We start from the raw sequence: 20522 nt of genomic DNA, 5'->3' as shown, positions 1-20522 counted from the left end.
CCTGTAACAGAATGTAAACTCGCTCTTCCTTGTAAATTCGATTATTTTTCCCGACATAAAGTAGAATGGAGTGGAAAAATCCCTCCTTTGAATGAGATTGGTTCCCCATCAGGGCTACGATGAAAATCCTTTATTTTTCGGACACATTCCTTCCTAAAGTCGACGGGGTCGCAATCTCGATGCGGAATTTCGCTGAGTTGCTTGCCGAGAGAGGGCATGAATTTTTGATATGTTGTCCCAAATATGGAGATGGGGACTTCGATCGGATGGGAGATCGTATTCGCATAGAACGATTTCGCAGCGGATATTTACCTAGCTATCCGGATATAAAGGTTGTTTTACCTTCTCCCGCAAAAATCAAAAGAATTATCAAAGAATTCCAGCCTGACTTAGTTCATATTCACACTCCGGGATTACTCGGCTTATACGGAATTAATGCTACGGAACGTTATGGAATACCGAGCATCGGAACCTATCACACTTTGATGTCCGAGCAGGATATGTATTTGTCTTTATACAGACTTTTGAAGTTAGACAAACTCTTTATGAAAGTCGGTAAGCTTAATAAAAGACTGCGGATTAAGGATCTGATAAAATTTGAAAAGTTCGACAGATTCAATATTCGGAAAAAAATCATATTGAAGATTACGAACAATTTGTATGATAGATGCGATCTAATAATCTCTCCCTCGCATCTCATAAAAAAGCAGCTGGAAGAATTCGGGATTAAAAAACCGGTTGCAGTGATTTCTAACGGATTGGACCTATCCGAATTCAAAGGACAGCCTAAAAAATTGGAAGGGGGCCCGAAACTTCTTCACGTTGGAAGAATTTCCTACGAAAAAAACTGCGATGTAATCATCAATTCCTTTAAATTGATTAAGGATTCGCTTCCTGATGCGAGTTTGACGATTATCGGAGATGGCCCTGCTCTTGCCTCCTTAAAATTGCAGTCGGAAAAACTCGGAATTGAAAAATCCGTCTTCTTTAAAGGGTTTATCGATCGAAAGGATTTACCGAAGGAATATCCGAATTATGATCTATTTTTAACCGCATCCACAATGGAGACTCAAGGCTTGGTTATTTTAGAGTCGATAGCCTGCGGTTTGCCGGCGGTCGGTGTGGATTCTTTCGCTATTCCTGAATTGATTCACAATGCCAAAAACGGATATATCGCTAAGCCGTTCGATGTGAAAGATATCGCGGAGAAATCGGTTAAGATACTTAAAGATCCCGAGTTATTTGCAGCATTTTCGATCGAATCGATTAGAATCGCTCAAAGTCACGAAATTAAAGCCTGCGTGGATAGAATGGAAGATGTTTATAAAGCTGTTGCCGAGTTAAAAGGTAAGAAAAAGAGCCCTTCGCTTTTTAATATGATTTTCTCGCTCGACCCGTTCGGTCTATTCGGCTAAAGCCGAATTTAGAAAAGTGTATTGATGTTTATGATCACATTAATGCGTTTGATAACGTCCTCGGGAGTGATCCACTCCATACAGGCAAAGTCTTTTCTAAAGCAAGTTGTATTTCCGTAAATGCTGCAAGGTCTACAGTTAAGATCTTCTATTTGTAGCACGCCGGTATCTTCCTGACCGAAAGGTGCAAAACCCGAATAAGGATGTGTCGTGCCGAAGAGTGCCACGACAGGACGCTTCAGAAGCGCGGCGATGTGAATGTTGGATGAATCCATTCCTATAATCACATCCATTCTTTCCATGATACCGAGTTCTCCTCTTATTCCGAGTTTTCCTCCGGAAACGATAGTCATCGATTGATCGCCGTTTCTCCATTCCTCCATGATAGAGGCTTCCTGGGACGAACCGAATAAGAAAATTCTAATATTCGGGAATTCTTCCTTGAGCAGTTTAAGCAACGCGATACTTTTTTCGTGAGGCCATTCTTTTAGTTTGTGACCGGCAAACGGTGCGTATCCGACCCAAAGGCCTTCCTTTTTGTCGATTTTTCTGGACAGCAGGAAGTCCTTTGCAAAAATCTTGGATTCGGGATCTACGTTTATCCAGGGTCCTTTTCGAACGGAAGCTGGATATCCCGCCTTATCGAATACCTTCAAGTATCTATCAACGGTGTGTGGGAGTTTTCGAAGTACTTTTCTATTTCTACGAATCTGGCGTAATTTTTCACGTCTTCCTTTTACGATTTGAAAAATAGGTACGCCCCTAAATCGGAAAAATAAACTGATAAATCTAGATCTGACGCTCGAGTGTAAATCGACTATTTTCTCGTAAGGGCCGAGCTTATTCAGCTCCCGAAATAATCGGTAAAGGCCCATAATCCCTCTATATTTTTTAAGATTAATTCCGATTACGTGAACGTTCGGTATATTATAGAAAAAAGGAGCATAATTTCCTCGCGTCACAACGGTAAGCTGGATATTCGTATATTTCGCAACGACCGCTATCAGAGCCGGCGCCATTAGGGCAACGTCTCCCATTGCCGAAAACCGAAGAACAAGAAGGTTCATGCTTTATTGGTATACAAAGATGGGTTAAGATTCTTATCGTTGTACATTTTCATTTGACGATATACTTTATAATATTTCTCGCCTTTGGAAAGATCGTCCAAAATCTCATCTAGGCAAATCGACAAATCCTTCCTTTGCTCGAGGAGTATACTTAGCTTCGTTTTACAAGCCTCGATATGCGCTGTGGTCGCGTCGGTCCTACGTGTTTGCTCTTCCATATGATAGATTTTGAGCTCCAAAATGCTCATTCGATCTATCAACCATGCCGGTGTTTCGGAATTCATGCGGGCATTCGGTTTGCGGGGTACATCTTTAAACCGAGAGGAAATAAAATCGTCGATTAACTCTACAGTATCCGTTCTTTCCTGGTTTAAAGCGTCTATCTGACGCTTAAACTGAACTAGATTCGAGTCCGGCAAATCCGGCCTTCGGATTTCGTCTTCGACATGCCATTGGACGGTATCAATTTGGTTCTTTTTATAGAATAAATGCTCTAAACTAGTTTGAGGATAGGGGTTTTTTGATAAGGATTCGCTTGCATGCCAATCTTGGATGGATTTTTGAAAAATCGAAACAACGGAGGCTGAATCTAAGTGCATCGGAGCTAGAATTTCCCTATAAACTCAGAAATCAAGAGATTTCCAGCAGGAAACAAGGACCTTTACGTTCGTATTTCATTCTCGATACGAGATAGACTTTACAAAACGTTAGAGGGGCCATAGGATTTGCCGGAATGATACGTTTCGTCCCTCCCGAAGCATTGCAATTTCTTGCCTCAATTCCCTTATTTAAAAATCTTCCACGAAAGCTACTGGTTCAAATCTATAAGCATATCGAAGAGCGGAATATTTATAATCATGATGTGATTTATTACAAGGGCGAGATTTCAAAGGAATTATATCTAATACGACACGGCGAGGTCATGGTCACTTTAGGAGAAGCCGGACAGACTGTTCGATATTTAGGTGAGGGTGATATTTTTGCGGAAAATAGCGTTCTGACAAGGTCGGTCCACTCAGGTTCTGCGACGGCCGTCTTGGACACTTTACTGTATGTATTGGACGGTGAATATTTTCTCCGCCTGGCTGCGAAGGAAAAGATCTTATCTCAAAATCTAATGCGTCTCATGGGAATTAGGATGCGCGAAGTAATCGAAGGAGTCATTAAGAACCCTTCGGTGCCGCGAAGATTGATTTGCCACATTCCTACCGAAGAGATCGAGGATTTTAAGCACCACCTAGATTCGATTGTCGAAACAGGGAGGCGATCCCATGAAGGAAATGTCTCTCTATTCAAGATCGATGCGTTCAAAGATAAATCTCTGTCGGATATGATTCGGATGATTTCCCAGCTCAGAAAAAAATCACCGGTCCTGCATATTTATTTTCGCACCCCGAGCATAATGCCTGAATTTGATAAGGTCGTGCAGCAATGCGATCAGATCGTTTTTTGGGAGGATAATCCTGAAAGAAACGTAAAACAGAAAACCGAAATCATCGACTATTGGAGACCTCGTATACGTAATTACGACGGGCGCACGTCCAAGATCATCGTTTCTGATAAAGCGATCCATCATGAAGATAAAAGTACTAATCAGCGGATTTTCTACAAGGGAGAGACGTTTGCGAGATATCTCGTTTCCAAAACTAGAGGATTAGCTCTTGGCGGAGGCGGTGCTAGAGCCTTGGCTCATGTGGGGCTACTAAAAGTTTTAGAAAGAGAAGGTATCCGATTCGATTATGTGTCCGGCTCTTCCTTCGGTGCGGTAATCGGTGCATTATATGCCAGAGGAGAAAGTGCCGATTCAGTTTATAAAATGATCAGTAAATTCTTCGGTGGAATCGATAAGCCGTTTGATCCGACGATTCCGTTAATTTCATTCTTTAAGGGAAAAAAGATGCTGCGAATGCTCAAGGATGCATTCGGTTCGCAATTGATTGAGGATCTAAAAATTCCATTCGTAACGTCGGCAGTGGACTTGCACAGCGGGCAGGAATACGTAATGGATCAGGGGCCTATCTGGGAAGCTCTTGCATCCGCAATGAGCTTACCCGGTATGTTCCCTCCTGTTTTCAAAGGAGACCACCTTTTGATCGACGGAGGAGTAATCAACAACGTGCCTGATAACCTGATACGAAAGAGAGGGGCGGACGTCATCCTTTCGGTAAACGTTTCCCCATTGCGCGACGATGCGATTGTCCGACTTTTGGAAGACCGTAAAGTAACCGGAAAATCATTCTTTAAGAATCTTTGGGAAGATATTACGTATCCTCCAATCTTAAAGATAATGGCGAGAGCGATCACTCTAGAAGGACGCGAGATTACTAAACTTCGAAAAGAGAAAATGGACCTTTTTGTGAATATGCATATCGAAGAATTTGCGTTCACCGATTTCGGAAGATATAAGGAAGTGATAAAGAAAGGCGAGTTGGAAGCGGAAGCAGCTACCAAGGAAATTCGGGAATTATTCTTTCCATCCGAAAGGAAAAAGTGAGTTTTTTTACGGAAACGAAGCGATGACTGCTTCTTGCAATTTATCGGATAATTTTCTCCAGGAAGATTTCCATTCGTCGCTCCCTTTCGGCCCCACGCGATTCGTCAGGGAAAATATTGCGGTTAACGGAATGGCAAAACTTTCCGCTACTTTGGCAAGACCGAAAACTTCCATATTTTCCAAGCCTATTTCTTCGGTTTTTAAGCGTTCTGTCGCTCGTGGACTGAGGTCTTCTAAAGTTACTGAACCGGTTCCATTCGTAGTAGATTCGAAAAAACCGTTGCCAAGGGTTGGAATTTTGAATGCCGTAAATTCAAGTTTTAACTTTAGAAATTCAGGTACCCGTATTTTCTTATCAAGATAAGCGATTTCGTAATTTGTAAATGCTCTTGAGAGTCCTAGCTTTCCTTCCCATTCCTTGCGAGGTACCCAAGGATACACTCCCGCCGAACCTAGGAAAATAATGGATTTGGGTAAATCTTCTCTGTTTTCCAAGAGGAAAGATTGTAGGCGGAGAGCAGCGTTTAAGTTTCCGACTCCGGTTTCCAAGACCCAAAATCGGTTATCCGATTGTAGCTTGTCTATTTCTCCGGTAAAGGCCCCGCAAAAAAGAATTTCCCGATTTTTTATTTTAGGCATATCGATTTAAGAATACAACTTACTGATTTGACGAGAATAATTCTCCAAGACTACTTTACGTTTAATTTTCATGGTCTCGGTTAGCTCTTCCCCTTTTTCAAACGGCTTTTCGATTAACAGAAAATTGGAGATTCTTTCAAAGTTCTTAAATCCGTTACCTTCGGAAATTTTTTCTTTCAGTAATTCCTTATAAAATTTAAGCACGGCCGGGTTAGTAGTGATTTCCGTATTGGCTTCCGGCAATATTTGCCCCGATTCCGAGAATTTCTCTCTAAGCTTTTCGAAATTAGGAACGATCAATGCGCTCAGGAATTTCTGATCCTGCCCGACGACTACGATGAATTGGATAAATTCGGATTCGGAAATTTTAGCCTCGATCGGCTCCGGCTCCACATTCTCGCCGGAAGATAATACGATCGTATCTTTTACACGACCGGCAAACTTGAGTTCTCCAGTCTTCGTCCAAACGAATAGATCTCCGGAATCGAACCAATTGTCTACAAGCGAAACCTTATTTTTTGCATCGTCTTTGTAGTAGCCGGAAGTAACATGCGGTCCTTTATGCCAGGCAGTACCTTTTATTCCCGATTCGGTAATGATAGCTCCGGTTTCATCCAGAAGTTTTATATGAGCACCTGGAAAAACAGGTCCTATCGCGCCCGTTTTTGGAATAGGAAACCTGCCCATAGCTCCCATTCCCGTAGTCTCAGTCATACCATAGGTTTCGATAATAGGAATACCGACCGACCGAAAAAAAAACTGAATTTTAGAGGGCATTGCACCCGCGCCACAAAAAGCAAAACGAAGACGCCCCCCTAAAGATGCGCGAACCGGCTGTAATATCTTTTGCGAAAGCAAATTTGCCAGTGAAACCGGCCCGAAGAACGCTAAGGCTACGAATCTATCCAAAGCCTTTTGATCGGAAGGCTCATCCTCCGTCGTCGCATAATTTCCTGTGATCGTATCATAGAGGGAACTATGGAACTCGGCAATTTTTACGGCCAATGAAAAGAGCTTAAATTTCCAAGAAGGTCCTTTTTTGGCGGTATCCCAGATTTTACGATATAACGCCTCCCATACTCGAGGAACTGAAACTAAGACGGTCGGTCGGATTAGGCCAAAGTCACGCTGTAGATTTGCAACACCGGAGGACGCCATCGAGGCACCCCAAGAAAGCAAGGCTGTCTCTAAAATCCGTTCCGCAATATGCCAGGGCGGGAGGAAAACCACAGTTCTGTCCGAGTAAGTCACTGGGACGAACTGTTGAAGCTCTTGAACGCTCCAGGTAAACGATCTGTGTTTAAGAACGACCCCTTTGGGAACGCCGGTCGTGCCTGAAGTATAAATGATGGTTGCAATGTCTTTACCTGTGAGTGATTCTCCGGTTTGCCTCAGAATTTTCGGTCCTTTCTTCGAAAGATATTGCTCCCCCGAAGATAATGCTTTATCCAGTCCGATTACTTCTAATTTCGGGAATTGGCTCCGGAGCTCGCTTAAGCCTTCGAATGTGGATTCGTCTTCGATTAAAATGAGAACGTCAATCGCGGATAAACAATCCGGATGTTTGCCTAGTTTTTTTAGAACTGAATTCTTTTCTATAAAGACGATTTTTGCGTCCGTGTGAGTTAGAATATAAGTGATATCTTCTGCACTTGCGTCACATCCTCTTGGAACATCTACACCGCCGGCACAGACTACCGAAAAAGAACAGAGAGACCATTCGGTGCGATTATCACAAATGAGTCCTACCTTATCTCCTCGCTTTAATCCTTTGGAAAGTAAATATCCCGAAAGTCTTTCCAGGCTGGAAAACCATTCTCCATACGTAATTCCGGTGAAAGTATGTTGTTTTTCGTCCCAGATCCAATGGAAAGGACGATCACGATATTGATGGCAAGAATCCGAGACCAGATGATATACGCTAAGCTTTTCCATGGGAATCAAGGGAGGAGACCAAGAGTTTCCTTCTCTCCTAGCATTAAATTTATATTCTGTAGAGCCTGTCCTGCAGCGCCTTTCATAAGATTATCGAGAGCGGAGACGATCGCGATCGTCTTACCTCTTTGACGCACTCCTATATCTAGGAAATTCGTGTGAACGACTTTAGATAGATCGATCTCCTCGGGGGTCTCCCGAATTCGAATGAACGGTTCTCCGTCGGCATTCTTTCTTAGAGTCGAGAGAACGTCTATATCCTCCGCTCCTTCCGTTTCAAGATAGATGCTAGACAGTATTCCCCGGTAGAGAGGGAGTAAATGAGGAACGAAGAGAATTTCCGGCTGAGACAATCCGGAACCCACATAAGAATATTCTTGAATTTCAGGTTCGTGTTGATGGGTTAAAATCTTATAAGCGCGAAAGTTTTCGTGGACTCCGGTAAAGGAGTAACCTCCATCTTCCACTCTTCCTCCAGCCCCGCTCACTCCGGATTTGCAGTCGGCAATAATTCGACTCCGAACCTTCCTTCTAACATCGCCGAGAAGATACAAAGCCAATATTACGGAAGTGGAATAGCACCCCGGATTTGAAACGAAATTTGCACCTTTTAATTTTTCCCTAAACAGCTCCGGAATTCCGAAAACGGCCCGATCCACTAGCTCGAAGTTAGTATGGGTCAGTTTGTAAGTTTTCTCGAATGCTTCGCGATTATGAAGACGATACACTCCAGAGAGGTCGATTAATTTATGTCCGGCATCTAAGAACCTTGGAGCCAGCAGTAAGGAAGCTTCGTTCGGGACCGCTAAAACCACCAAGGATCCTTTCGGAACCTGATCTTCGTGTTTCTTAAAAACTAAATCCTGCGGAAATGGGAGGTCGGGAAATACCTCCGATATTTTTTTTCCGGCAAGCTTATCGCTCGTAAGATGAACCGTTTTGTATTTTGGATGACGAGCTAAAAGTCCGAGAAGCTCTTTTCCGGTAAATCCGCCGGCCCCGATAATACTGATTTCTGACATGCTCTTCCTGATTGGTTGGATTCTTAGTTGTGTAAGGCAAGTATGAAAAAAGGAAAACTTCTTGGAATAAAAAAAAAGCCGGATGGATTTCCCACCCGGCGTCAATGGTTTCTAAAAAGAAAGCCGGTAGTAATGTTTATCCAGCGGCCCTTTGGGCTTCTTCACCCCCGCTTGGAGCAGTCGGCGCTTTTCCTTCTTTGGCAAGAGGAGGGAGACCGTTTAGATCCCGCACCATATTTTCTATCTGATATGCAATTTCAGGATTGGCCTTTAAATATTCTTTCGCGGCTTCCTTTCCTTGGCCGATCTTTTCGGTATTATAGGAATACCAGGCACCCGATTTACTAATGATGTCGTGTTTTACACCTAAGTCAACGAGAGAACTTTCCCTACTAATTCCTGTGTTATAGATTATGTCAAATTCAGCTTGTCGGAACGGTGGAGCGGTCTTGTTCTTAACTACTTTGACTCGGACTCGATTGCCTGTGGCTTCTTCTTTTTCCTTTAAGGTTTCTATTTTTCGAATGTCTAATCGAATCGAACTATAAAACTTAAGTGCATTTCCGCCGGTCGTAGTTTCGGGTGATCCAAACATAACTCCGATCTTCATACGAATTTGGTTTATGAAAACGACAACCGTTCTTGATTTAGATATGGTTCCAGTCAATTTACGAAGAGCTTGGGACATAAGACGAGCCTGTAATCCCATATGCGCGTCTCCCATATCTCCTTCAATCTCCGCTTTCGGAACGAGAGCCGCAACTGAATCTACAACGATGATATCGATCGCGTTGCTACGAACTAAGGATTCACAAATTTCCAGCGCTTCTTCTCCGTTATCCGGTTGAGAGACTAGAAGTTCTTCCAAATTTACGCCTAATTTCTTTGCGTAGGACGGATCCAAGGCGTGCTCGGCATCGATAAACGCCGCGACTCCGCCTCTTTTCTGAGCTTCCGCAATCGCAGCTAAAGTAAGAGTTGTCTTACCTGAGGATTCCGGCCCGTAGATTTCAATAATTCTACCTAGCGGATATCCACCGATACCCAAAGCGATGTCAAGATCCAGAGAACCTGTAGGGATCACGGGCATCACGTTCGTAGCAGAAGCCGCACCGAGACGCATGATCGATCCTTTCCCGAATTGCTTTTCAATTTGGGTCATGGCCTGATCGATCGCCATTTTCTTAGAGTCGTCTAAGCCTTGGGCTTCTTCTTTTTGCTTCTTCATGGATTCTTTAGCTCCTTCTCTTGCCAAAACGATTCCCCTTCCTTTATGATTGCGTGTACTTTTTCAGGGATTCGACTGAGTTAGGAGCATCATACTTCCTATCCCGGACAAATTCCATTTAGATCCGTAAAATCTTGGAAATTCCCTTCAGAAAAGGATCGTTTTTTATGAACCTTATGTCACCCAAAAAATGGGTCCAAACTCGAAAAAAATCTATATATTTGTATAGCAAATATGCTTGCAGTAAAGAGGCCGGTTAAGAAATCGGGTTTTCACCCGAGTCGTCATGGGGAGAATTTATTTTTTGCTTATCCCGTAAGAAGAGCGTTTGAGCCTTAAAGCTACGTTTGTTTTGGTCCTTCAAAAATGTCCAAAATCGTTTCGAATATAGGAAGATTAGAACTATCGTAAATACGGATAACAGTCCCTTGGATATTAATAGAATATAATAAGGGAATAGGTTTTGATTCGGGAAATAGAAAAGGTAAATTCCGTTTTCGTGAAAAAGCTCTAGGGAAGAGTTCCTTTTCTTTCTTTCCTGGAAGTGGGATCTTAATTCCCGAATGTCCCTAAATTGTATAGGAGCATCTTCTTTTTCCTTACATAGCAATAAGGCACCGGCTTCCGTAAACGCATAAAAGCTACCTAAGAGCTTTAAGTTTTCCCAATTTTGTAAATAGGGCTTTTGGCGGCTGCGAAAGAAATACTTTATCTTCCCGTTTTTATAGGAAAAGCTTCGAAAGGTTTCGGGAAAATCCGTCTCTTCTTTCAAGATCGCACCTGAACCTAGTTCGGGAACTTCATAGGCGATTCCGCCTAAATCCGGAATCGAATCTAAGTCCTTACGGATGAGTTCCAGAATTCCGGATTTTCGAAGGTTTTTTTTCGAAAAATGTCGGTCGATGGATTCACGAATTGCCGTTTCTGTCTGTTGAATTTCATTCTTATAAAAACTGGATACTAAATTGCGAACGATGCGTTTTTCCTTAAATACCGGATGTCCCGCCCATTCCATCGCGGTTTCCCATAATTCTTCATCCCCGGATTCCGTTGAAAAAACGGCCGATGGCATCGCTAGACAGAAAAGAAAGAGTAAAGAGCGGAAAACCTTTGACATAGAGACGTTTTTCCCTGTATACCTCAAAGAAGAATCGAAAATCAAAGCCTTAAAAGCGGAAATACTATGAGTCTGAAAGAACTTCACAAGATAGAAACTACAAAATCCTCCTGGAGAGACTTTGTCGAGTATAGTATTCAGACTTCGTTCTATAAAGAAGCGAAGGAAAAAACCGGCTCTCTAGTGGAATCCATCCAGCTAACCTTGTTTCATGATTATTTATCCACCTTTTCCGAAGAGGAAAAATACGAGTATCTTTCTAACGAAAAGGAATTTCTTCGTTCGGCGGTAAATTTCGTCAATATTCTGGAAGGTGCACGCTACGCTCCGGAGGGCTATAATGCTGTGGAAAGATCCTTATTTTTGGGGATGATTAAAGGATTATTACGGGAACAATTGGATGGAGAGAACCAGATCGTAGATATGGAACGATATCATTTTTATCGGTGCATCATCCGGTTTTGCTCGAATCTGGAATATATCGAGCGCGTTTACGATCGGTACAAGAATTACATCGCTCAGGTTTCGGGAGTATAAACCCTGGTTTCCATTTCCGAGGCTACGATTTCAGACTGTCCAATTTGTTCCGTCCATCGCAGCGAAAAAATTTCGGGTTTTTTATTTCGATCAGGCCCGTTTCTCGTAAGACATAGCGAATTTTCGAAGAAACTTCCAGGTTATCTGTATGTGGAGCCCGTTTCGCATCGCGAAGCATATTCCGAATGGACCTCAGAGGAATTTGCAGAATTAGGAACCGCGTTCCAGCGCGCGACAACCTGGATTTATGATCGTTTTTCACCCCAGAAAATTTATACGGTGTTGGTTGCGGAGAAGGTGGCACATATGCATTTCCACCTTATACCGCGGTTCGGAGAAATCAAAGGTCCGGAATATATTCGTTTGGCATTGGAAGGGTTGTTAGATCTTCCTGAAAATATTTCCTTCCCGGAAATATAGTTTTGTTCTTTAGGGAAAAGAGAGAAAGGAAACCGAAAAGCTCGGTCTAATTAATAAATATGGATCTTAAAAAAGCAGAAACACTGATCGAAGCAGGCAAGTATAGAAAGGCTGATTTTGTGGAAATTTACGAGGAAGAGTCCCGAAATTCGTCGGTAGCTCTTCGAGATAAAAAAATCGAGCAGTCTTTAGCGGCAACAGATTACGGAATCGGAATACGTTTAATCTATGGAACGGACGTTCTTTACGCATATACTAGTAATGACGAGATCTCGCATCTTATTTCTTTAATTAATTTACTTGCAGATTCACGCGGAGAAGCGAATTTTCTTGGCGGAAAATTTACTCTTTCTCCATCTCCCGTCAAATTGCAATTTCCCGCCGCCTTTTTGGATCCGCGACAGGTTTCTCCTTCTCGAAAATTGGAATTATTGCAATCCGCCGATACGGCCGCAAGACGGGTTTCCTCCAAGGTCGTGCAAGTAGGGGCCAGCGCCTCGGATATTGTGACGAACGTCTTGATCGCGAATTCGGAAGGATTATGGGCGGAAGATCTTAGAGTAAGAAGCCGTTTTTCCTTATCGGTAACGGCGGAAAAAGACGGAGAACGTTTTGTCGCGACGGAATCGCCTGGCGCAATTAGAGGATTCGAATTTTTCGAAGGATTACCCATCAAGGATCTGGCGCAAAATGCGGCGGAAAGAGCTTTATTTATGCTGGATGCAGGGTATATAGAAGGAAAGAAACTGCCTGTTCTTATGGGGAACGGTTTCGGCGGAGTCATATTCCACGAAGCCTGCGGGCATCCTCTTGAGACGGAATCGATTCGCAAGAATTCCTCCCCGTTCGTAGGAAAGTTGGGACAAGCGATAGGGCAATCCTGCCTAACGGCTTATGACGACGGAACATTAGAAAATTATTATGGTTCCCTGAAAGTGGACGATGAAGGAATGCCTACTCAAAAGACTCTTTTGATCGAAAACGGTATCCTAAAAGCTTATCTTTCGGATCGAATCGGGTCCATGGAAACCGGATCTCCTCGCACCGGAAGCGGAAGGCGAGAATCCTATCAATATGCGCCCGTCTCGAGAATGAGAAATACGTTTATCGCTCCCGGAAAGGATTCCTTTGATGAGATGCTTTCCTCGGTCGAATACGGACTCTACGCCAAGCGGATGGGCGGAGGTTCGGTTAATCCCGCCACGGGAGAGTTTAATTTTGCAGTGGAAGAAGGTTACGTGATTCGCAACGGGAAGGTTGCTGAGCCGGTTAGAGGAGCTACTTTGATCGGAAAGGGTCATGAAATTTTGCCCAAGATTTCCATGGTAGGAAGCGATCTGGAATTAGCTGCCGGTACTTGCGGTGCATCTTCCGGATCGATTCCAGTAACGGTCGGGCAACCGTCTCTGAAAGTGGATGAAATTCTTGTAGGTGGACGTTAATGAATTTAGAAGAAGCTGCCGAGTTCGTTCTTGAGGAAGGAAAACGTCTTCACTTAGATCAATTTGATCTTATCGCGACCGATTCGGAAGATACCGGAATCGAAGTATTTAAAGGAAGAATCGCGAATACCGAGACGTCTCGATCGAGAGGCGTAGGGATTCGAATTCTTCAAAATTCCCGACCTGGATATTCGTACAGCGAACGATTCAGCGAAGAAGCCTTGGCCAGAATGGTTCAGGATGCCTTAGACCAAACCGAAATCACCGATCCCCTCGATTTGGATTTGCCCGGTCCACAGCCGGTACCTGAAATTAATCTAAAGCATTTCGAGAGAAGTTTGGAAAATTTGGATTTTTCCTGGATGAGAAAATTCGGTCAGAGTTTGGATGAAGCGTCCTGGGCCTGCGATGCGAGAATAGAGAACGTACCTCACGTGGGCGTAGGTAAAAGTAGAACGGAAAGTTTGGTAGCAAACTCCAAAGGTGTTTTCGTCAAAAAAGAATCCAACGTAATCTACGCCGGAACAGGAGTCGTAGCGACCGAGAAAGAGAGTAAGAAGATGGGTAGTTTCTATCGATCGGGCAGGGACCTTTCGAAATTCTCGGCGAATGACATCGCAAAAGAAGCTGCAGTTCGTGCTACGGAATTATTAGGAGCGGAACCTCTTAAAAGCGGAATGTATCCTATCGTTTTGAGTAATCGAATCAGTTCTCAAATCTTCGGTATGTTCTCTTCTCCTTTTTTTGCGGACGCGGTTCAAAAAGGCCAATCTAGATTGGTAGACAAATTAGGGCAGGAAATTGCTTCTCCCATTCTTACGATTCGTTGCGAGCCGCATCTACCTGATTTTCCCGGTTCTAGATTAATCGACGCCGAAGGAATTCTTACTTCTCCTCGATCAGTGGTCGAAAGCGGAATACTTTCCTCCTATTTATATAATTTAGAGTCTGCGAAGAAAGAAGGAGTTAAACCGACCGGGCACGGAGTTCGTTCTTATTCGGGCAGGGCAGGTACTTCATTTTCCAATTTTATAATTCCGTTCGGCGCAAGTACTCGTCAGGAACTGCTTTCTTCGGTGCCTCATTGTATTTTCGTTACCAAGCTGGAAGGCGGCGCCGGATGTAGCTCGGTTTCCGGAGAAATCTCGATAGGAGTTCAAGGATTCTATTATAAGAACGGCGTTCCACAATTTCCGGTGGATCGAATTACTATGAATACGAATTTCTTCGATTTGCTTCGTAAAATCGAAGGGATTTCGAATGAATATTCTGATAGTTACTCTTCCATCAAAGTCCCGGACGTTTTGGTAAGCGAAATCAATATCGCCGGGTAAACTATGATAAAAAACTTCCTTTTAAGAGATGCCGGCGAGAACCGACTCGCTCGGGAAGATTTTTTCGTCGCTCCGGCGGTGAGCGGTGTATAGCCGGAGGAAAATAAACTAGTTGCCTAAGTTCAAAAGATCGAGGATGAAAGACTTCACATCTATCGAGGGACGGTCTAGTGAAATTCTCTCCTTTCTCTATAAGAGTAATATTTTTACGTTTTCCCATTCTTCTATTTTTTATTTCCAGCGGGTTCGGATTAGCCCAATCCTCCAAGGTCCAATTTTCGTTTTCTCCTCAAGGAGAAATCAAAAAAGTCGGGCAGGTTAAGGCTCTCTTTCGAGAACCGATGGTTCCTCTGGGGGATCCGAAGCGAGCCATTTCGCCTTTTAAAATCGACTGCCCCGTTAAGGGTGAAGAGCGATGGGTCACGGAGACGGATTGGGTTTACGAATTCGATCAAGCTCTATCCGGCGGATTGGTTTGTAAATTTACCACCCGTTCCTTGAAATCCATCGCGGGAAATGTATTGGACGAAGGTAAATCATTTACGTTTAGTACGGGAGGTCCCGCGATCTCGGATCTTCGTCCTTACCAAGGCTCGACGATAGCAGAAGATCAAGCCTTTGTTTTGCAGTTTGATGCGGAACCTAAGCTGAGCGACGTAACGGAGAGAATTTACTTTGCGGTGGAAGGTCTCGGGAACAGAATCCCGATTCGAATCATCCAGGGAAAAGATCGGGAGGCGATTCTAAACGCTAGCGGAACGTACGGAGCAACGAATTCCACTCTTGTAATCGGCGCTAAACAAGTTTTTCCTTCGGGGAAATCGGTAAGAATCGTAGTCGAACGCGGACTCCGTTCGACTAGCGGAGTCGCTACTTCTTCCAATTGGGAAACAAGTTATCGAGTAAGACCGTCTTTTACGGCGGGCTTCACCTGCGAAAGAGTGAATGCAAAGGCCGGATGTGTTCCGATATCGCCGGTCTATGCGACTTTTTCATCCCCTATTCGTTCCGTATGGAAAAATCAGATATACCTGAAAACTTCGGACGGTAAGACAATTCCCGTAAAAAAAGACGATTCCGAAAATAGTTCTGAAATTTACTCGGTTGCATTTTCATATCCGCTGCCTGCGAACACTGAATTTCAACTCGTATTACCGAAGGGAATTTCGGACGATGCTGGACGTCCGCTAGAAAACTCATCTTCGTTTCCATTAACGTTTCGTACGGACGAATATCCTCCTCTTGCAAAATTTGCCGGTGAGTTCGGAATTATCGAAAAGTTTCCGGAAGCACTCCTGCCGGTTACGATCCGAAATATCGAAGCTCCGGTTCAGGGAAAACATTTGAATCCTTTAGAGCCGAGTGGCGGCGGGGAACTCATTCTAGAACAATGGGCAACGCTTAAGAATCAGGGAAAGGAATTTTTAGGAAATGCATTCGGCGGAAAGAATTCGGAAGAAAAGAAAGGGGATGGAAAACCTCTTCCAGCTAAATCAATCGTAGTCGGATCGGATCAAGTACAGGAAATTTTGTATTGGCTTCGAAGGATTCCATATTTTCAGAAAGACGAATCTATTTTTAAAAATGCCAAAGGCGGCTCTTCCGCGAAAGGTTTCGGAATCCCTTCCGCAGGCGGTGAAAAACGTTTCGAAGTCGTAGGAATTCCATTGAAGAGAAACGGATTGCATATCGTGGAAATCGAAAGCGCGGTCTTAGGAAGGGCTTTGGATCCCGATCAAAAACCGATGTTCGTGCGGACTGCGGCGTTAGTCACGAATCTTTCTTTGCACTTTAAATGGGGGAAGGAAAATTCTCTTGTCTGGTTAACATCTCTCGATAAGGGAACACCGATCGATGAAGCGGACGTATTCGTATACGATTGCGGGGCCAATCTGATTTGGAAGGGGGTCACAGGAAAGGACGGCTCGATTCTAACCAAAGACATCTCACGCGAAAGCCGAAATTGTCAGGACGTAAATAAATATAGCGACGGGTACTTCTTAATCGCAAAGAAGGGGGAGGATTTCACGTTCCTTCATACGACCTGGGACGACGGAATCGAGCCTTGGAGATTTCAGTTAAGGCAAAACTATTATGACGGAAATTATAGATATGCTACCGTATTAGATCGTTCCCTATTTCGGGAGGGAGAAACGGTTCGGATGAACCATATTCTTCGCTTAACGACAAGCGACGGTTTTAGATATCCGAATCGATCCGAAATTCCGAGTTCAGTTCAAGTTACGCATAATGCGACAGGACAGAACTATTCTTTACAGGTAAATTGGTCCGATTCGTTTTCGGCAGAGACTCAGTTTACTATCCCCAAGGAATCCGTTTTAGGAGAATATTCCATTTACTTTTTGCTACCCAATGGGCGAAAAGTTTTTTCCGGTACGTTTACTTCGGCGCAATTTCGACTTCCTCTTCTAAAAGGAGAATTGCAGGCGGACTCTTCTCAACTTGTCGCCCCAAAGGAAATCTCCGTTACAGGGCAGGTCACCTATCTTTCCGGAGGAAAGGCCGGTTTATTACCCGTTTCCCTCCGTTCTTCCGTAAAGCCTGCAGGTGGAATCCAATTTCCTCTATATCCGAATGTGGAATTTGGAAACGGAAAATCAGAGTCTTCTCAATCGGGATACGAATCTTACGAGGAGGATTCCGATTCGGGATCGAAGAAAAAACAGGAATATCAATTAGTTTCTTCTAAAACGGATGCTAACGGGTTTCTTTCGGAAAAAATTACGATTCCTCAAAAGTTGGACCGAGTCCACTCTCTGGATCTAGAGATGGAATGGAAAGATCCGAACGGAGAAATCCAAACGGTAGCCAGAAACTTTCGATTACTGCCTTCTAAAAATCTAGTTGCGATTCGAAATGAGGATTGGGTCGCGGTTCGAAATAAGATTCGTTCCAAAGTTTTCGTATTGGATCCGCAAGGGAATCCGGTCGCGGGAAAAAATATCACCGTTAAAGGAATTTCTGCAAAATATATTTCCCATAGAAGACGTTTAGTCGGGGGCTTCTATTCCTATAATCATCGCTTGGAGAGAAAGGATATAGGCCAAGTATGCTCGGGGACTACGAATGAGAAGGGGTTTTTAGAATGCCAGGGTGCGATTAATCAAACCGGAGAGTTATATTTAGAAGCAAAGATTGATGGGGAAGAATCCTATGCTCATACTTCCATCTGGGTCGTCGGAGAGAAGGAGCTTTGGTTCGGTTCTTCCGATAATGATAGAATGGATCTTTTTCCGGAAAAGAAAAAATACGAACAGGGCGAGACTGCTCGCTTTCAGGTTCGAATGCCTTTTAAGACGGCAACTGCATTAGTCACGGTGGAGCGGGAGGGAGTGTTACGTTCTTTCGTTCAAACCTTGAGTGGCACTAACCCGAGCATCGAAATTCCGATCGAATCCAGTTACGGCCCGAATGTTTTTGTTTCCGTTTTAGCCGTTCGAGGTAGAGTAGAAGCGCCGAAGCCGACAGCTCTTATCGATCTTGCCAAGCCCGCGTATCGCCTCGGCATGACGGAAATTCAAGTCGGCTGGCGACCATACGAACTAGACCTAAAAGTGTTACCCGAAAAAGAGGAGTATCATCCGAGAGAAAAAGCTAAAGTTAAAATCCTTCTATCTGAGGCAAATCGGGAGTATTGGAAAAACTCGAAAATTACATTGGCTGCCGTCGACGAGAGTTTACTGGAACTGAAGCCTAATCTTTCTTGGAATCTTCTAAATGCGATGATGTCTCCTCGAGGAATTGACGTAACAACATCCACGGCCCAAACGTTCATCATCGGACGAAGGCATTTCGGTTTAAAGAGCCTTCCAGTAGGCGGGGGCGGCGGTAAATCCACGACTCGGGAACTTTTCGATACTCTTCTTTATTGGAAAGCGGACGCGATTCCGAACTCCAAAGGAGAAATAGAAGTCGAAATCCCCCTTAACGATTCCTTAACTTCTTTCAGAATCGTGGCAGTAGCCAGCTCGGGAACAAATCGATTCGGCTCGGCTTCCGCAAATATTCGGACAAGCCAAGAAATATTATCGTATGCGAGCGCGTCACCTTACGTTCGAGAAGGTGATAGAATTCGACCGGGTATTTCTTTAAAGAACACCACGGCAAAATCTATCCAAGTTCAATTGCGCGTGAAGTCGAATCCGGATTTGAATCTTGCATCTAAGTCGGTAATATTGGCTCCTAGCTCTTCCGAAACTGTGTTTTGGGAAACCGAAATCCCTAAAGGAATAAAGGAAATCGTATACGATTTTTCAACCGAAGCATCTTCCATTTCTTTTACTGATACATTACGATTTAAGCAAACAGTCGGCACTGCGGTTCCTTTGCAAGTTCTTCAAGCTAATTTTTATCAATTAGCTCCTTCCATTCAAGTTCCGGTGGAAGAACCGGCAAACGCAGAGCCAAATCGCGGAACCTTGGAAGTAACTTTCAATTCCAGCCTTGTTGCCGGGCCTATAGCCGGTATAGAATCCTATATGGAAAAGTATCCATATTCCTGTTTGGAGCAAAAGCTATCCAAAGCTGTCTCTTTAGGCGATGAAACAAATTGGAAAGAAATCGTTCGGAGTCTACCTAAGTATTTGGACCCCGATGGTTTGCTTCAATTTTTTCCGAATTCCTACGGAAGAGGCAGCATCCCATTAACCGTATATGCTCTATTACTGTCGTCAGAATCAGGATGGGAAATTCCCGAATCTTCTAGGCAGGTTATGATCGGAGCACTCAATCGTTTTATAGACGGAACTTTATTTCGATCTTCACCGTTAGCTACCAGCGATACATTGTTAAGAAAGATCAGCGCTATGGAAGCGGTTTCTAGATTCGGTGCGTTAGAAGCTTCGCGAATTCGTTCCATCGAAACGGATCCGAACAGGCTTCCGACAGAAACTCTCGTATCGCTTCGAAATCTATATCGAAACGCGAATTGGGATTCGGCGAAACGAAATAAGATCGATGAGGTTTTACGCTCTAGACTTCGTATTCAGGGAAGTTCATACGAATTAGCTTCGGACGAATCTCAACTTTGGTGGCTTTTATCCTCCCGTGATTCGGCCCAGATTCGTCTGTTAAATTCGATTTTAAAGGATGATACTTGGAAGGAAGAAGTTCCGAAACTTCTGCGAGGAACGTTAAATCAAATTAAATTAGGACATTTTGATATTACGACTGCTAACGCTTTCGCAATACTTGCCTTAAAAAAATATCGTAGCTCGTTCGAATCATCGCAAGTCAAAGGGATTGCGAAAGTTTCCTTTGCCTCAGGGGAGGCTGCTTTCGATTGGAAGAGTCAAGAGAGTCGGGTGGAATTTTCCCTTCCGAAAGGAAAATCCGACTTAAAACTCAGCCACGAGGGAAGCGGCTCTCCGTACGCTTATGTAAAAACTTCTTCCGCGATCCCTCTTTCTTCTCCTTTAAGCAGCGGCTTAAAAATTCAGAAGGAGATCTTGGACGAGTCCGGCAAGCCGAAATCCAGTTTTAAAGAAGGAGATATCGTTCGTGTCAGGTTAAAACTTCGTTCGGAATTCTCCATCGCTTGGCTGGCGCTGCGGGATCCGATTCCGGCAGGTGCAACCATTCTAGGCTCGGGTTTGTCTAGAGATTCGGCGCTCCTGACTTTAAACGAGGCTACGAATTGGTGGGACGGTCCTTCCTTTGTAGAACGGAAGTTCGAAGGTATTACGGCTTATTACGAGTTGTTTTATCCCGGTGAAGCAACTTACGAATACGTTTACCGAATTAATTCGCCCGGGGTTTTTACTTTGCCACCGACAAGAGCGGAAGCCATGTATCAACCGGAGATATTTGCCGCCAATCCGAACCTTACGATGACGGTAGGCAATCCGTAGGG

At 43.9% G+C, this 20522-nt stretch carries 14 protein-coding genes; 7 read left to right on the top strand and 7 right to left on the bottom strand.

Annotation, left to right across the window (positions count from 1 at the left end; genetic code table 11):
* Nucleotides 1-119: 119 nt before the first annotated feature.
* Entirely contained in the window at nt 120-1415 is a 1296-nt protein-coding gene (locus LEP1GSC050_RS18435; protein WP_010569831.1) for a glycosyltransferase, read from the top strand.
* Nucleotides 1416-1423: 8 nt separating this feature from the next.
* Here LEP1GSC050_RS18435 and LEP1GSC050_RS18430 read toward each other — a convergent pair whose 3' ends face one another.
* Nucleotides 1424-2482 carry a glycosyltransferase family 9 protein gene (locus LEP1GSC050_RS18430; RefSeq protein ID WP_010569830.1) on the bottom strand — a complete coding sequence of 353 codons (1059 nt, stop codon included), beginning with the start codon at nt 2480-2482 and terminating at the stop codon, nt 1424-1426.
* A complete protein-coding gene (locus LEP1GSC050_RS18425) occupies nt 2479-3081 on the bottom strand; it encodes a DUF4254 domain-containing protein (protein ID WP_010569829.1) in 603 nt (200 codons plus the stop codon). The genes LEP1GSC050_RS18430 and LEP1GSC050_RS18425 overlap by 4 nt, the downstream gene beginning before the upstream one ends.
* A 134-nt stretch (nt 3082-3215) precedes the next feature.
* Between LEP1GSC050_RS18425 and LEP1GSC050_RS18420 the strand changes: the two genes are divergently transcribed.
* Nucleotides 3216-4976, top strand: a complete 1761-nt coding sequence (locus LEP1GSC050_RS18420) for a patatin-like phospholipase family protein (RefSeq protein WP_010569828.1) — start codon at nt 3216-3218, stop codon at nt 4974-4976.
* Between the two features lie 6 nt (nt 4977-4982).
* Here LEP1GSC050_RS18420 and LEP1GSC050_RS18415 read toward each other — a convergent pair whose 3' ends face one another.
* The 5 genes from LEP1GSC050_RS18415 to LEP1GSC050_RS18395 form a co-directional block, all read right to left on the bottom strand.
* Complete coding sequence (locus LEP1GSC050_RS18415) at nt 4983-5615, bottom strand: nucleoside phosphorylase-I family protein (protein ID WP_010569827.1); 633 nt, start codon at nt 5613-5615, stop codon at nt 4983-4985.
* A 6-nt stretch (nt 5616-5621) separates the two neighbouring features.
* On the bottom strand, nt 5622-7550 hold the full coding sequence (locus tag LEP1GSC050_RS18410; protein WP_020987871.1) for an AMP-dependent synthetase/ligase: 1929 nt from the start codon (nt 7548-7550) through the stop codon (nt 5622-5624).
* Between the two features lie 5 nt (nt 7551-7555).
* Complete coding sequence (gene argC, locus LEP1GSC050_RS18405) at nt 7556-8572, bottom strand: N-acetyl-gamma-glutamyl-phosphate reductase (RefSeq protein WP_010569826.1); 1017 nt, start codon at nt 8570-8572, stop codon at nt 7556-7558.
* A 136-nt stretch (nt 8573-8708) separates the two neighbouring features.
* Nucleotides 8709-9800 (bottom strand): recombinase RecA, encoded by a 1092-nt coding sequence (gene recA, locus LEP1GSC050_RS18400; protein ID WP_040911983.1) that lies wholly within the window; start codon nt 9798-9800, stop codon nt 8709-8711.
* Between the two features lie 256 nt (nt 9801-10056).
* Complete coding sequence (locus tag LEP1GSC050_RS18395; protein WP_020987857.1) at nt 10057-10917, bottom strand: hypothetical protein; 861 nt, start codon at nt 10915-10917, stop codon at nt 10057-10059.
* A 66-nt stretch (nt 10918-10983) separates the two neighbouring features.
* Here LEP1GSC050_RS18395 and LEP1GSC050_RS18390 point away from each other — a divergent pair, with 66 nt between their 5' ends.
* The 5 genes from LEP1GSC050_RS18390 to LEP1GSC050_RS18370 all read left to right on the top strand — a co-directional run bounded on the left by LEP1GSC050_RS18390 (nt 10984) and on the right by LEP1GSC050_RS18370 (nt 20520).
* Nucleotides 10984-11454: a hypothetical protein gene (locus tag LEP1GSC050_RS18390; protein ID WP_010569823.1), complete on the top strand. Its 471-nt coding sequence runs from the start codon at nt 10984-10986 to the stop codon at nt 11452-11454.
* Between the two features lie 27 nt (nt 11455-11481).
* On the top strand, nt 11482-11874 hold the full coding sequence (locus LEP1GSC050_RS18385) for an HIT family protein (RefSeq protein ID WP_040911930.1): 393 nt from the start codon (nt 11482-11484) through the stop codon (nt 11872-11874).
* A gap of 59 nt (nt 11875-11933) precedes the next feature.
* Nucleotides 11934-13316, top strand: a complete 1383-nt coding sequence (locus tag LEP1GSC050_RS18380) for a TldD/PmbA family protein (protein WP_010569821.1) — start codon at nt 11934-11936, stop codon at nt 13314-13316.
* The gene (locus tag LEP1GSC050_RS18375) at nt 13316-14650 is read left to right on the top strand and encodes a TldD/PmbA family protein (RefSeq protein WP_010569820.1); all 1335 of its coding nucleotides are present in this window, start codon (nt 13316-13318) and stop codon (nt 14648-14650) included. Before LEP1GSC050_RS18380 ends, LEP1GSC050_RS18375 begins: the two co-directional genes overlap by 1 nt.
* A 170-nt stretch (nt 14651-14820) precedes the next feature.
* Complete coding sequence (locus tag LEP1GSC050_RS18370; RefSeq protein WP_010569819.1) at nt 14821-20520, top strand: Ig-like domain-containing alpha-2-macroglobulin family protein; 5700 nt, start codon at nt 14821-14823, stop codon at nt 20518-20520.
* The last annotated feature ends 2 nt before the right edge of the window (nt 20521-20522 follow it).

Source organism: Leptospira broomii serovar Hurstbridge str. 5399 (assembly GCF_000243715.2).
In the GTDB taxonomy this organism is placed as follows: Bacteria; Spirochaetota; Leptospiria; order Leptospirales; family Leptospiraceae; genus Leptospira_B; species Leptospira_B broomii.
This window is presented reverse-complemented; position numbering and strand designations above follow the sequence as displayed.